Annotated in this window: 8 protein-coding genes; 7 read left to right on the plus strand and 1 reads right to left on the minus strand. The window is 66.7% G+C overall.

Going from position 1 to position 14,547, the window contains the following annotated elements:
• The first annotated feature begins 6 nt into the window (after positions 1–6).
• Both uca and atzF read left to right on the plus strand, forming a co-directional pair.
• Positions 7–3,750, plus strand: coding sequence for an urea carboxylase (gene uca / locus QFZ36_RS14680; protein ID WP_306639228.1), 3,744 nt, complete (start codon positions 7–9; stop codon positions 3,748–3,750).
• Positions 3,747–5,591, plus strand: a complete 1,845-nt coding sequence (gene atzF / locus QFZ36_RS14685) for an allophanate hydrolase (RefSeq protein ID WP_306637646.1) — start codon at positions 3,747–3,749, stop codon at positions 5,589–5,591. Before uca ends, atzF begins: the two co-directional genes overlap by 4 nt.
• Here the strand turns inward: atzF and QFZ36_RS14690 are convergent.
• On the minus strand, positions 5,588–6,442 hold the full coding sequence (locus tag QFZ36_RS14690; protein ID WP_306637647.1) for an alpha/beta fold hydrolase: 855 nt from the start codon (positions 6,440–6,442) through the stop codon (positions 5,588–5,590). The genes atzF and QFZ36_RS14690 overlap by 4 nt on opposite strands.
• 68 nt (positions 6,443–6,510) lie before the next feature.
• Here QFZ36_RS14690 and lysS point away from each other — a divergent pair, with 68 nt between their 5' ends.
• The 5 genes from lysS to QFZ36_RS14715 all read left to right on the plus strand — a co-directional run bounded on the left by lysS (position 6,511) and on the right by QFZ36_RS14715 (position 14,224).
• A complete protein-coding gene (gene lysS / locus QFZ36_RS14695; RefSeq protein ID WP_306637648.1) occupies positions 6,511–8,049 on the plus strand; it encodes a lysine--tRNA ligase in 1,539 nt (512 codons plus the stop codon).
• Between the two features lie 2 nt (positions 8,050–8,051).
• Positions 8,052–8,228: a hypothetical protein gene (locus QFZ36_RS14700; protein WP_306637649.1), complete on the plus strand. Its 177-nt coding sequence runs from the start codon at positions 8,052–8,054 to the stop codon at positions 8,226–8,228.
• Between the two features lie 134 nt (positions 8,229–8,362).
• On the plus strand, positions 8,363–8,698 hold the full coding sequence (locus QFZ36_RS14705) for a histone-like nucleoid-structuring protein Lsr2 (protein ID WP_306637650.1): 336 nt from the start codon (positions 8,363–8,365) through the stop codon (positions 8,696–8,698).
• Between the two features lie 406 nt (positions 8,699–9,104).
• Positions 9,105–11,597 (plus strand): ATP-dependent Clp protease ATP-binding subunit, encoded by a 2,493-nt coding sequence (locus QFZ36_RS14710; RefSeq protein ID WP_306637651.1) that lies wholly within the window; start codon positions 9,105–9,107, stop codon positions 11,595–11,597.
• A 488-nt stretch (positions 11,598–12,085) separates the two neighbouring features.
• Positions 12,086–14,224, plus strand: coding sequence for a S9 family peptidase (locus tag QFZ36_RS14715; protein WP_306637652.1), 2,139 nt, complete (start codon positions 12,086–12,088; stop codon positions 14,222–14,224).
• Positions 14,225–14,547 lie beyond the last annotated feature (323 nt).

A 14,547-nucleotide genomic window follows, 5' to 3' on the forward strand; every position in this document is an offset into this window, starting at 1 on the left:
AAGAACCTGAACACCTTCGACACCCTCCTGATCGCCAACCGCGGCGAGATCGCCTGCCGCATCATCGAATCCGCCCGGAAGCTGGGACTCCGCACGGTTGCCGTGTTCTCTGAAGCGGACCGGGGCGCCAAGCACGTCCGGCTCGCGGATGAAGCGGTGCTCCTGGGGCCCGCGCCGGCCAAGGAGTCCTACCTGCGGGTGGAGGCCATCCTCGAGGCTGCCAAGTCCACCGGATCCGGCGCCATCCACCCCGGCTACGGCTTCCTGTCCGAGGACGCCGCCTTTGCCGAGGCCGTGGAAGCAGCCGGGCTCGTCTTTGTGGGACCCACCGCCGAGCAGCTGCGCATCTTCGGCACCAAGCACACAGCGCGCGAAGCCGCCCGGGCAGCCGGCGTGCCGATGATCGCCGGTTCCGGGCTGCTTGAGGACGTGGACGACGCCGTTGCGGCCAGCACCGCGATCGGGTTCCCGCTGATGCTCAAAGCCACCGGCGGTGGCGGCGGCATTGGTATGACCGTATGCCGCAGCGAGGCCGAACTCGTGGACAGCTTTCCCCGCGTTGCCCGCCTCGCCGGCGCCAGCTTCGGCACCGCCGGTGTCTTCGCCGAACGGTACGTCGAGAACGCCCGCCACGTTGAGGTCCAGATCTTCGGCGACGGCGAAGGCCGGGTGGCCAGCCTCGGCGACCGGGACTGCTCGCTGCAGCGCCGCCACCAGAAAGTCCTCGAAGAGGCACCCGCCCCGGACCTGCCGGACGAACTGCGCGAAGAACTCCACCGCAGCTCCCGCGCCCTCTGCGCCTCCCTCAACTACCGCTCCGCCGGCACCGTCGAATTCGTCTACGACTCCACCCGCCGCGAGGCTTCCTTCCTGGAGGTCAACGCCCGGCTCCAGGTGGAGCACCCCGTCACCGAAGCCGTCACCGGCGTGGACCTGGTGGAGTGGATGCTGCGCCTGGCCCAGGGCGGAAGCGAAGCTGCATCAGTCCTCGACGGAGTGCCGGACAGCCTGCCAGTCTCGGGGCACGCCGTGGAAGCCCGCGTCTACGCCGAGGACCCCGCCCGCGGCTTCCAGCCCAGCGCCGGCACCGTGACCAACGCCGTTTACCCGTCCACCGAAGATGTCCGCGTGGACGCCTGGGCCGAAACCGGAACCGAAGTCTCCACCAACTATGATCCCCTCCTGGGCAAGATCATCACCTCCGGCGCGAACCGCACCGAAGCCCTCGACCGGCTGGCCGCCGCGCTCGCCGGCACCCGGATCGACGGGATCGAAACCAACCTTGGGATGCTCCGCGCCGCCACCGGCCTCGGCGTGGTCCGCAGCGTCCAGCACTCCACCAGCACGCTGGACAACGTGGGCGACCCGGAGCCGCGCATCACCGTGGGGCGCCCCGGCCTGCAGACCAGCGTCCAGGACTGGCCCGGCCGCACAGGACTGTGGCAGATCGGTGTACCCCCGAGTGGGCCCATGGACGATCTTTCCTTCCGCCTCGGCAACACTGCCCTCGGCAACCCGGAAGGTGCTCCCGGCCTGGAATTCACCATGACCGGCCCCAGCCTGACCTTCACCCACACCACCACCGTCTGCGTCACCGGCGCGGAAGTCACGGTCACGGTTGACGGGACGGAGGTACCCACCTGGGCTCCCGTCACGGTCCCCGCGGGAGGAACGCTCGACGTCGGAATGGCCGGCAGCAAAGGCCTCCGCGGCTACATCCTCTTCGAGGGCGGCCTGGACATACCGCAGTACCTGGGCAGCGCCTCCACCTTCACCCTGGGCCAGTTCGGCGGCCACGCCGGGCGGGTCCTGCGCGCCGGTGACGTGCTGCGGGCAGTTGCCCCGGACGCCCGGACTGCCGGCAAGGCGTTGAGCGCAGCGGTCCCGCTGGACAGCCGCCCGGCCCTGACCTCGGCCTGGGAACTTTCCGTGGCGGAAGGTCCGCACGGTGCCCCGGAGTTCTTCCAGCGCGAAGATATCGAAGAGCTGTACGCTTCGGAATACGAAGTCCATTTCAACTCCGCCCGCACCGGTGTCCGGCTGATTGGCCCCAAGCCGCGCTGGGCCCGGACGGACGGTGGCGAGGCCGGCCTGCACCCGTCCAACATCCACGACACTGCCTACTCCGTGGGAGCGCTGGACTTTACCGGTGATACTCCCATCCTGCTTGGACCAGACGGCCCCAGCCTGGGCGGGTTTGTCTGCCCGGTCACCGTGGTGACTGCCGACCGCTGGAAGCTGGGCCAGCTCCGGCCGGGGGACAAGGTCCGGTTCGTTCCCATCCGGGTCAGCCAGGCGCCGTCGGCAAAGGACCTTGGCCCGGGCCGCCAGCTTGTCCTGCCCGGCGACGCCGCCTGGTCCGGTGGCATCTCAGCAGTGACCTCAGCCGTGACCTCCGCGTCCGGCCTCCGTACGGCCCGGGGCGATGGCGACGACGGCGTGCTCGGACGGGTGCCGGAAGGTCCCGGGCGGCCGGCGGTCACCTACCGCCGCTCCGGTGACGACAACCTGCTGGTGGAATACGGCGAGATGGTGCTGGACCTCGGCCTCCGCGCCCGGGTGCACGCCCTGCACCAGCACATCGAACAGCTCCGCGTGCCCGGGATCGTCGACCTCACCCCGGGGATCCGCTCGCTGCAGATCAAGGTGGACCCGTCGGTGTTGACCACCAAGCGCCTGCTGGGCCTCGTCCAGGAAATCGAAGCTGCACTGCCGGCGAGCTCTGAGCTGGTGGTTCCCAGCCGCACCGTCCGGCTGCCGCTGTCCTGGGACGATCCCGCCACCCGTGAAGCGATCGAACGGTACATGGCCGGTGTCCGCGACGACGCCCCGTGGTGCCCCTGGAACATCGAATTCATCCGCCGGATCAACGGCCTGGACTCCGTGAACGACGTGTTCGACACTGTCTTTGACGCCGAATACCTGGTCCTGGGCCTGGGCGACGTTTACCTTGGCGCCCCGGTGGCAACCCCGCTGGACCCCCGCCACCGCCTGGTCACCACCAAGTACAATCCGGCCCGCACCTGGACGCCGGAGAACGCGGTAGGCATCGGCGGAGCCTATATGTGCATCTACGGCATGGAAGGACCCGGCGGCTACCAGTTCGTCGGCCGCACAACCCAGGTGTGGTCGCGCTACGCCGACTCGGCCCCGTTCGAGCCCGGCTCGCCCTGGCTGCTCCGCTTCTTCGACCGGATCTCCTGGTATCCCGTCAGCCCCGAGGAACTCTTGGACCTGCGGGCCGACATGGCGGCCGGAAGGGGCCGCGGGGTGGACATCGAGGACGGCACCTTCTCGCTGGCCGAGCACGAGGTGTTCCTTGAGGAAAACCGCGAGTCCATCGCGGCGTTCCGGGAAAAGCAGGGCGCAGCGTTCGCCGTTGAACGGCAGGCATGGGCCGACGCCGGCGAGTTTGACCGTGCCGACGCGCTGGCCGCCGTCGTGTCACCGGTGGTGGACGAGGTGGACGTTCCGGAGGGTGGGTCGCTCGTGGCCGCGCCCTTCGCGGCGAGCGTCTGGAAGGTCGATGTGGCGGAAGGTGACCGGGTGGTCAGGGGCCAGCCGCTGGTGTCCCTGGAAGCAATGAAGATGGAAACTGTCCTGGAAGCGCCCTGTGACGGCGTGGTGCTGCGGGTCCTGCCGGTTGCCGGCTCCCAGGTGGTCGCCGGCGAGGCAGTGGTAGTCCTTAGCGGTAATGATGTGGCGCCCGCGGAAGTGGATGCCCCGGAACTGGAAGAGGCAGCAGTATGAACAACGTAATTACCGGGGCTGCCACAAAGCGTGTTCAGGCGGCCCTCGCCGCCCTGGAAACCATCGACCGCCCGGAAATCTGGATCACCCTGCGCGGGGAGGCCGATCTGCTGGCCGAGGCCGCCGCCATTGACACGGCAGTGGCTGCCGGCGCCGGCAAGCCGCTCGCCGGGCTCTTGCTCGCCATCAAAAACAACGTCGACGTGGCAGGAATACCGACGACGGCGGCGTGTCCCGGCTTCGCCTACCTGCCGGAAAAGGATGCAGAAGCGGTGGCGCGGCTCCGGACCGCCGGAGCCCTGGTCCTGGGCGCTACCAATTTGGACCAGTTCGCCACCGGCCTGGTGGGCACGCGCAGCCCGCACGGCGCGGTCCGTGATGCCCGCCGCCTGGACTTCATCTCCGGCGGCTCCAGCTCCGGGTCTGCGGTTGCCGTTGCCCTTGGCCTCGTGGACATCGCCATCGGGACGGACACGGCTGGTTCAGGCCGCGTCCCGGCCGGGCTGCAGGGCATCGTGGGGATCAAACCGACGCTGGATGTTGTGTCCACGGCCGGCGTGGTCCCGGCCTGCCGGTCCTGGGACGCCGTCACGATTTTCGCCCGCCACCTCTCCACCGCCGAGCTGGCCATGGGCGTGATGGCGGGAGGAGCGCGGGAATGGCCCACGGACATCCGGCTGGCAGCGCCGGAAAAGCCGCGGGTGGCCTACCCGGCAACCCTGCCGGCACTTCCGGAGGCGTGGGCCGCCGAATTCCACCGCAACGTTGACCGGCTCAAGGCATTGGGCGTGGACCTCCAGGCCATCGAATTCGATGCCTTCCTCGATGCTGCCCGGCTGCTGTACGACGGCGCTCTGGTGGCGGAGCGTTACGCCGCCGTCGGGGATTTCCTGGAGAAGTACGACGGCGGCGCGGACCACGAAGCGGGCATCGACCCCACGGTGGCGCGCATCATCCGGGCGGCGGGCACAGTGCCCGCCCACCGGTACGTCGCCGATACGGCCCGGCTCGAGGCGCTCAAGGAGCAGGCGATGGCCGAACTGGAGGGCTTTGACGCCCTGCTGATCCCCACGGCCCCGTTCCACCCCACCCTTGCCGAAGTGGCCGCGGACCCCGTGGGTGTGAACTCCCTGATGGGCACCTACACGAACTTCTGCAACCTGTTCGACCTGTGCGCTGTGGCGGTGCCGGCAGGCGAGGTTGACGGTGCCCAGTTCGGGCTGACAGTGGTGGCCCGCACTTTCGAAGACGCCGTCGCCGCTGACATCGCCCGCCTCCTGGAGGCAACCCCGGACGCGCCGGCGCTTTTCGCCGAGGGGGCGGCACGGCCGGCCGCGCTTGCCGCTGCCGCGCCGTCGTCGTCCGCTCCGTGGCCCCTGGCAGCAGGCGCAACCGCTGTACCGCTGGTGGTGGTGGGCGCCCACCGCAAAGGGCAGCCGCTGGCTCCGCAGCTCGAGGAACTGGGTGCGGCCTGGGACGGCCCCGTCCGGACCGCGGCCCGCTACCGCATGGTCTCCCTCGACACCGTGCCGCCCAAGCCGGGCGTGTACCGTTCGGACGACGACGGCGCGGAGCTGGCGGGTGAACGGTGGCTTGTGTCCGAGGCAGGGCTGGGGCGGTTCCTGGCTGCCCTCCCCGAGCCCATGCTGCTCGGCTCCATCGAACTTGCCGACGGTTCCAGCGCCGTGGGGTTCGCCTGCGATGCCGTGGCCGCTGCGGAGGGGGAGGACATCACCCGCTACGGCGATTGGCTGGCAGCCATGGACTACCTGGCTCAGCCGAAGAGCCTGTGGCAGAACCTGGGGAATGCTGCCTTGGCGGGGTTCAACCGGGGAAACTAACCCTTGAAGTAGTCGGAGATGTCGGTGACCAGTTCGCCTACGGCCGCCGGGATGGAACCGTGGAAGCATTTGGGGGAGAGCTCATAGGTGCTGCCGGGGACTGCGGCGTGCAGCCGCTCAGCCGTTGCCTTGTAATAGCTGGGACTCTTGCCGCCCGCCATGAAGTGGGTGTTGGCAGGGAGCACGCTGAAGTCCCTGGCATGGTCCGCCTCGTTGTAGGCGGCCCGGAGTTCGCCCACACCGCTGGGCATCACCTCCTGGAACATCCTGTTCACCTTGGTGCGGGACAGCACGGCCATCAGCCCGGCGAGGACCGGCTCCGGAATCTTTGCCATGGCGGATCCCGGTTTTGTGGCCTTCTTCATGTGGGCCAGGGCGTGCCCCACCTTGCCCTTGTTCACGGCGTCCTCAAAGCCGTCCAGCCATCCAGTGTCGATGCTGCCGTCGATGTTCACGGCGGCGTCGTACACTGCGAGCTTGCCCGGGACGTAGGGGGTTCCGGTGAACTCCTGCACGGCATTGGGTGCCACCGATCCGCCCAGGCTGTGGCCCAGGATGTTTCTCGCCCCGGTGGCGTCCAGGACGGTGCGGACGTCTTCGATCTCGGTGGCCATCGAGTAATCTGCCGGTTGTTTGGAGGAGCTGCCGCGGCCGCGCCGGTCGTAAACGTCCACGGCCCAGCCCTCACCCAGTCCCTTTGCCAGCGCAGTCGAAAACGGCCGGTAGATCAGGGCGGTGAGGAACGCTCCGCCGATCAGCACCACCCGGCGTTCTCCCGGCGCATTCCGGGTACCGTAGCTGTACAAAGCCAGCCGGCCGCCGTCGTGCGTTGAAAGTACCTGTTCTTTCACCACCCCATCCTAGGCAAGCCAAGCTCGGAGGCTGCGCAGCCAGTGCGGCCCGATGCCCGGTAAACTTGATGATTGTGACTTCCCAAAACACCCCCTCGCCCAAGAACGCCCCGGAGCCGCTGGATGCCAGCGAACAGATGCGGATCCGCATGGAGAAGCGCGCCAAACTGATCGAGCGCGGCATTGAGGCGTACCCGGTGGGTGTGGAGCGGACGCACTCCCTGGCGGAGATCCGCGAAAAGTACGCGCACCTCCAGGCGGACGACACCACGGGCGACGTCGTGGGCGTCACTGGCCGCGTTGTGTTCGTCCGCAACACCGGAAAGCTGTGCTTCGCCACGCTCCAGGAGGGCGGCACGGACGGCAAGGGCACCCGCCTGCAGGCCATGCTCAGCCTTGCCAACATCGGCGAGGAAGCCCTCGCCGACTGGAAAGCCCTGGTTGACCTCGGCGACCACGTGTTCATCAGGGGCGAAGTCATTTCCTCCCGCCGCGGCGAACTGTCCATCATGGCCGACTCCTGGTCCATGGCCTCCAAGGCCCTCCGCCCGCTGCCGGTGCTGCATGCGGAACTGAATGAGGAGACCCGCGTCCGCCAGCGCTACGTGGACCTGATGGTCCGCGACGAAGCCCGCGAAATGGTCTACACCCGCGCGGCCATCACCCGCTCCATCCGCGAGACGCTGTTCCGGCACAACTACGTTGAGGTGGAGACCCCCATCCTGCAGCTGGTCCACGGCGGCGCGCTGGCGCGGCCGTTCGAGACCCACATGAACGCCTTCGACCAGAAGATGACCCTGCGCATCGCTACGGAGCTTTACCTCAAGCGTGCCGTGGTGGGCGGCATTGACCGCGTCTACGACATGGGCCGGGTGTTCCGCAATGAAGGCGTGGACTCCACCCACAGCCCGGAGTTCACCACGCTCGAGAGCTACGAAGCGTGGGCGGACCAGTTTGTAATGGCCGAGCGCATCAAGGAGATCATTCTCGATGCCGCCGATGCCGTGGGCGCCGGCCGCGTCCTGCAGACCGAAGCAGGGGAGATCAACCTCGACGGCGACTGGGCCTGGGTGTCCGTATACCCCGGACTGTCCGACGCCGTTGGGCAGGAGATCACGCCGGACACCTCGGTGGAGGTGCTGCGCGGGATTGCGGACAAGCACGAAGTCAAGGTTGACCCCAAGTGGGACGCCGAGAAGCTGGTGGTTGAGCTCTTCGGCGAAATTGTCGAGCCCACGCTGCTGAACCCCACTTTCGTCTATGACTACCCGCCCTCCGCCCAGCCGCTGGCCCGCCCGCACCGCGAGGACGGCAGGCTGATCGAGGCCTGGGACCTCATTATCGGCGGCATGGAGCGCGGCACCGCATTCTCCGAACTGATCGACCCCGTTATTCAGCGCGAGCGGCTTACCGAGCAGTCCCGCCACGCCGCAGCGGGCGATGATGAAGCGATGCAGCTGGACGAGGACTTCCTGCGCGCCCTTGAATACGGTGCCCCTCCCATGGGTGGCATTGGCCTCGGGATCGACCGGCTGGTAATGCTGTTCACCGGCGCGGGCATCCGCGAAACAATCCTCTTCCCGCTGCTCAAGCCTGAGGGGCACTGACCATGGAATACGTAGCCGTCCTCCTTCCCTCGCTGGTGGTGGGTTTGCTCTTCTGGTTCGCCATGAAGGCAATCTTTAATGCGGACAAGTCAGAACGCCAGGCAGAGGCGCGGGCACAGGAAGAAGCCGAGGCGCGGGCCGCGTCACCGGCGGAGCGGCCGCAACCGGAATCGAATTGATAAACCCCGGACTTTCTGCCTTTATCCCCAGGAACCATTTGGCGCTTTGACGCGTTGCCATAAAAAGAGTCATACTTTTTAGGAAACATCCTGCTTTTCTGAAAATCGAACCCTTTCCAAGAGGAAGACTTTAAATGGCACAGAAAGTAAACATCATCCTCGTTGATGATCTGGATGGGGGATCCGCAGACGAGAATGTTAAGTTCGGCCTCGACGGGGCCAGTTATGAGATTGATCTTTCGGCGGCCAATGCCGCTGAACTCCGTTCTTCATTGGAGCGGTTTATCGGCGCAGCGCGGAAGGCTTCCGGCAGCAGCGGCCGGACTGCCCGAACCAAACCGTCGGGCGGCGGCCGCAGCCACGATTCGGCCCAGATTCGCCAATGGGCCCGTGAAAACGGCTATACGGTTAACAGCCGTGGCCGAATCCAGGCCGAAATCCAGGAAGCCTACCAAAAGGCAAATTCCTAGTTCCGGCAAGAACCCGGTAATAAGCCCTGCTTCCCGCTTCGGGAGGCAGGGCTTTTTTGTGCCCTGCTCCCCGCTCGCCTGGTCCTCCGCGCTGCAACCGGAATTGCGGCGGACCACCGCAATTAGTCCTTGGCCGCTGCAGGGACGACTGAGCCCCGGACCGGAACGCGCCGCAGGAGGCCCGCCGCAGCGAGCTGTTCAGGGAGGTGGAAAAGGAACGGCGGGATGTTGCCGGACGAGGCTGTCCATGGTCCCTTTCCAAGCCGACAGGACGTCCCGGCAGCGGTGCTTTGCGGCCGTTGTCACTATTTCCGGCCGGGCCGGGTTTCCCCCGTGGCGAACACGCTCCACAAGTTCCGGCCGGCCACGTAGCATCAAAGTACGTCGTAGCTAGGAGTGTGGCGAAATGTTTGAGCGATTTACGGACCGTGCCCGTCGCGTAGTTGTGCTTGCCCAAGAAGAGGCACGCATGCTGAACCACAATTACATCGGTACCGAACACATCCTCTTGGGTCTGATCCATGAGGGTGAGGGCGTTGCCGCCAAAGCTCTTGAGTCCTTGAGCATTTCGCTCGACGGCGTTCGCGAGCAGGTGCAGGAGATCATCGGGCAGGGCCAGCAGGCGCCGTCCGGCCACATCCCCTTCACCCCCCGTGCCAAGAAGGTGCTGGAGCTCTCGCTGCGCGAAGCCCTCCAGCTGGGCCACAACTACATCGGCACGGAGCACATCCTGCTGGGCCTCATCCGCGAGGGTGAGGGTGTTGCTGCCCAGGTGCTGGTCAAGCTCGGCGCCGACCTCAACCGGGTCCGCCAGCAGGTCATCCAGCTCCTGTCCGGCTACCAGGGCAAGGAAACCACCGGCGCAGGCGTCGGCTCGGGCCAGCCCGAAGGTGCTCCGGCCGGTTCCGTGGTGCTGGACCAGTTTGGCCGCAATCTGACCCAGGCTGCCCGCGAAAACAAGCTGGATCCGGTCATCGGCCGCGAGCAGGAGATGGAACGCGTTATGCAGGTCCTCTCCCGCCGCACCAAGAACAACCCGGTGCTGATCGGTGAGCCCGGCGTCGGCAAGACGGCCGTCGTCGAAGGCCTTGCCCAGGCGATTGTCCGCGGCGACGTCCCGGAGACCATCCGCGACAAGCAGCTCTACACCCTGGACCTCGGGTCCCTGGTGGCCGGCTCCCGCTACCGCGGTGACTTCGAAGAGCGCCTGAAGAAGGTCCTCAAGGAAATCCGCACCCGCGGCGACATCATCCTCTTCATCGACGAAATCCACACCCTTGTTGGTGCCGGTGCCGCCGAAGGTGCCATCGATGCTGCGTCCATCCTGAAGCCCATGCTGGCCCGCGGTGAACTGCAGACCATCGGTGCCACCACGCTGGACGAGTACCGCAAGCACATCGAAAAGGACGCCGCCTTGGAGCGCCGCTTCCAGCCGATCCAGGTCAAGGAACCCTCCGTGGCGCACGCCATTGAGATCCTCAAGGGCCTGCGTGACCGCTACGAAGCACACCACCGCGTCACCATCACCGACGGCGCCCTGGCCTCCGCTGCCAGCCTGGCCGAACGCTACATCTCGGACCGCTTCCTGCCGGACAAGGCGATCGACCTGATCGACGAGGCAGGCGCCCGGCTCCGTATCCGCCGCATGACCGCTCCGCCGGAGCTCAAGGCCATGGACGAGCGCATCGCCAAGCTGAAGATGGAAAAGGAGTCCGCGATTGACGCGCAGGACTTCGAAGGTGCAGCTTCGCTCCGCGACAAAGAGCAGAAGATGATCACCGAGCGCTCGGAGAAGGAGCGCCACTGGAAGTCCGGCGGCATGGACGACATCTCCGAGGTGGATGAGGATCTCATCGCCGAGGTGCTGGCCAACTCCACCGGCATCCCCGTCTTCAAGCTGACGGAGGAAGAGTCCTCACGCCTGCTGAAGATGGAAGACGAACTGCACAAGCGTGTGGTGGGCCAGGACGAGGCCATCAAGGCGCTGTCCCAGGCAATCCGCCGGACCCGTGCAGGGCTCAAGGACCCCAAGCGTCCCGGCGGCTCGTTCATCTTCGCCGGCCCCACCGGCGTCGGCAAGACCGAGCTGGCAAAGGCACTGGCGGAGTTCCTGTTCGGTGAAGAGGACGCCCTCATCACCCTGGACATGTCCGAGTACTCCGAGAAGCACACCGTCTCGCGGCTCTTCGGTGCCCCTCCGGGCTACGTGGGCTACGAGGAAGGCGGCCAGCTGACCGAGAAGGTGCGGCGCCGTCCGTTCTCCGTGGTGCTGTTCGACGAAGTGGAAAAGGCCCACGCGGACCTCTTCAACTCACTGCTGCAGATCCTGGAAGACGGCCGCCTGACCGACTCCCAGGGCCGCGTGGTGGACTTCAAGAACACCGTGATCATCATGACCACCAACCTGGGCACCCGGGACATCTCCAAGAGTGTTGCCACCGGCTTCCAGTCCGGCACCGACACGCAGACCGGCTACAACCGCATGCGTGCCCGCGTGACGGAGGAGCTCAAGCAGCACTTCCGCCCCGAGTTCCTGAACCGTGTGGATGACGTTGTGGTGTTCCCGCAGCTCACCCAGGACGAGATCATCGAGATCGTGGACATGTTCGTTGGACGCCTGGAGAAGCGCCTCAAGGACAAGGACATGGGCATCGAACTCACGCCCAAGGCCAAGGTGCTCCTCGCTACCCGCGGCTACGATCCCGCCATGGGTGCCCGGCCGCTGCGCCGCACCATCCAGCGCGAGATCGAGGATCAGCTCTCCGAGAAGATCCTGTTCGGCGAGATCCACGCCGGCGACATCGTCGTAGTGGACGTGGAAGGCGACGGCGACGACGCCAAGTTCACGTTTGCCGGCAACGCCAAGCCGCGCATCCCGGAAATCGCCCCGAGCGTCTAAGCACCACAGCCAAAGCCCCGCCACTCTGCAAGGAGCGGCGGGGCTTTCGCTTTGCCTCAGCTTTCGTCACTGCACGACCGTGGTCGTGGCGGGTCGGGTCCGGTGCCGGCCATCAGAGATTTCCCGGCGCCTGCTCCTTCGTCGCTCTGACGGCGCCTACACAAATCCCTGATGCCCGGCACCTCGTGCCACCACCCCCTGCAGGCACTGGATGGTGGCACAAGTGGCCCTGCCCCGGATGAACGGTGTTGAGCAGCACCGTTCATGGGGCGCAGGGCCATTCATGCTCACGGCCGCCTCGCCGCTGACAATCCGTGCGATGCCAAGCGAGGGCGCCGGGGTCATTTGTGTAGCTTGCGTCAGAGCGACGAAGGAGCAGCAAGCGGCAAATGGCGCCGGGGCCGGAGCGTACCAGCCACGGAAACGCACCCAGGTGTGGGTCGCCTTCCGGTTTGTGATATGGGGCACAGTCGGGGTTGAATCGGGGCATGGCTAACTTGGAACCGGTGATCCCGGATGAGCGACCTTTGACTCCTTTTCATGACCTTGACCATTACCTCTCCATCCCACGGGTGAGTGGGCTGGCGTTGAGCCCGGACGGTACCCGGCTGGTCACTACCGTGGCTACCCTCAACGGCAAGGGAACCGAATTCGGCACGGCGCTGTGGGAACTGGATCCTGCCGGGCAGAAGCAGGCGCGCCGGATTACCCGCAGCGCCAAGGGTGAGGCCGGGGCGGCGTTTGCGGCCAACGGCGACGTCTACTTCACCTCGGCGCGGCCCGATCCTGAGACCCCGGAGGGTGATCCCGTCAACGCGCTGTGGCTGCTGCCGGCCGACGGCGGTGAGGCCCGCGTGGTGCTCAACCGGCCGGGCGGTGTGGGCTCGGTGCTGACCGCCAGGAAGGCAGACGCCACCTTCGCCGTGGCGGAGATCCTGGCCGGCTCGGCGGATGAGGATGACGACGCCGAACGCCGCAAGTCGCGCAAGGACAACAAAGTCTCGGCCATCCTGCACAGCGAATACCCGGTGCGGTACTGGGACGCCGACCTCGGGCCCGGCCAGCCGCGGATTTTCGCCGTCGAGCCTGGAAACGGTGAGGAGCCCGGGAAGCCCGCCACCGTGGACGCCGCCGCCCCGTTGGTGCTGCGGAACCTTACGCCGGATGCAGGGCCCCGGCTGCGCGAAGCGGAAACCGCAGTCAGTCCCGATGGCCGCACCATTTACGCGAGCTACACCAAGCCGCTGGCCAAGGCGGACAGCCGCTCCATCCTGGTGGCTGTTGACGTGGCTTCCGGGACCACGCGCGTGCTCCTGGACCAAGAGGGCATGAGCTACTTCCCGGGCCCCGTCAGCCCGGACGGAAACACCCTGGTGGTGGTCAGCGAGAGCGACAGCACCCCGCACCAGGCTCCCCAGATCAAGCTGCACCTTATGGATGTATCCGTAGCGGCCGTATCCGAAGGGGTCGAGCCCGGGACGGGCCGGCTGACACCCCTCGCGCACGACTGGGACCGCTGGGCCAAGCCCGCAGCCTGGCTGCCCGACGGCTCCGGCCTCCTGGTCACCGCGGACGACGACGGCGCGTCGCCCGTTTTCCGGGTCAGCGTTCCGGCGGCCGCCGCTGAGGTGGGCGTTACCCGGGTGACGCAGGACGCCGCGGCATACACCGACGTCGTGATTTCTCCTGAGGGGCGCCACGCCTATGCCCTGCGCAGTTCCTATGAGTTTCCGCCCGAGGCGGTCCGCATCGACCTTCAGACCGGGGAAACGACCCGTTTGCCGGCGCCTGCCGAACGGCCTTCCCGCTCCGGGAGGCTTGAACGGATCGCGGCCAGCGCGGCCGACGGTTCCCGTGTCGCCTCCTACCTGGCGCTGCCCGAGGGCGCCTCCGCGGAGTCCCCGGCTCCGATGCTGCTGTGGATCCACGGCGGGCCGCTGGGATCCTGGAATGCCTGGACCTGGCGCTGGAACCCCTGGCTCCTCACTGCCAAGGGGTACGCGGTGCTCCTGCCGGATCCAGCGCTCTCCACGGGTTATGGCCAGAACTTCATCCAGCGGGGCTGGGGTGCCTGGGGCAAAACGCCGTTCACGGATCTTATGGCGGCCACTGATGCTGCCATCGGCCGGCCTGATATCGATGCCGAACGCACTGCCGTCATGGGTGGCTCCTTCGGCGGCTACATGGCCAACTGGGTTGCAGGCCAGACGGACAGGTTCAAGGCTGTCGTGACCCACGCCAGCCTTTGGGCGCTGGACCAGTTCGGTCCCACCACCGATGCCTCCCAATACTGGCTCAAGGAAATGACCGAAGAGATGGCACAGGAGAACTCGCCGCATCTTCACGTCGAGAAGATCAGCACCCCCATGCTGGTGATCCACGGTGACAAGGACTACCGCGTCCCGATCGGGGAGGGGCTTCGGCTTTGGTACGAGCTGCTGTCCAAGTCGCAGCTTGCCGCGGACCAGGAAGGCCGGACCCCGCACCGGTTCCTTTACTTCCCGGATGAGAACCACTGGGTCCTTCAGCCACAGCACGCGAAGGTTTGGTACGGGGTCGTAGAGCACTTCCTGGCCCGGAACGTCCTGGACCAGGATCTGCCCGTGCCTGCCGAGCTGGGACTCTAATTTTCCTTGTTGGCACCGGCTCCTAGCTGGGCTCTGTGGCCTCCGGCTTGGAGGCTGGGACATTTCCCGCGTGCTGCTCCTTCATCCCCACTGGCACCCTAGCCTCGCAAGCTCGGCCAGGGAACCCTGCCAGCGTGGGCCCTCAAGCACGCTACGTAAATGTCCCAGCCGCCTTCGCCTCTTGCCGGGCGTCGCCTGACGCACGCTACGTAAGTGTCCCAGCCCCCTTCGCCTCTTGCCTGGTGTCGCCGGACGCGCGCTACATGTCCCAGCCTTCCTACCTTTTGCCGGGAGTACTCCGACCGCACACCCGAGTTCCAGGC

The organism is Pseudarthrobacter siccitolerans (assembly GCF_030823375.1).
In the GTDB taxonomy this organism is placed as follows: Bacteria; Actinomycetota; Actinomycetes; order Actinomycetales; family Micrococcaceae; genus Arthrobacter; species Arthrobacter siccitolerans_A.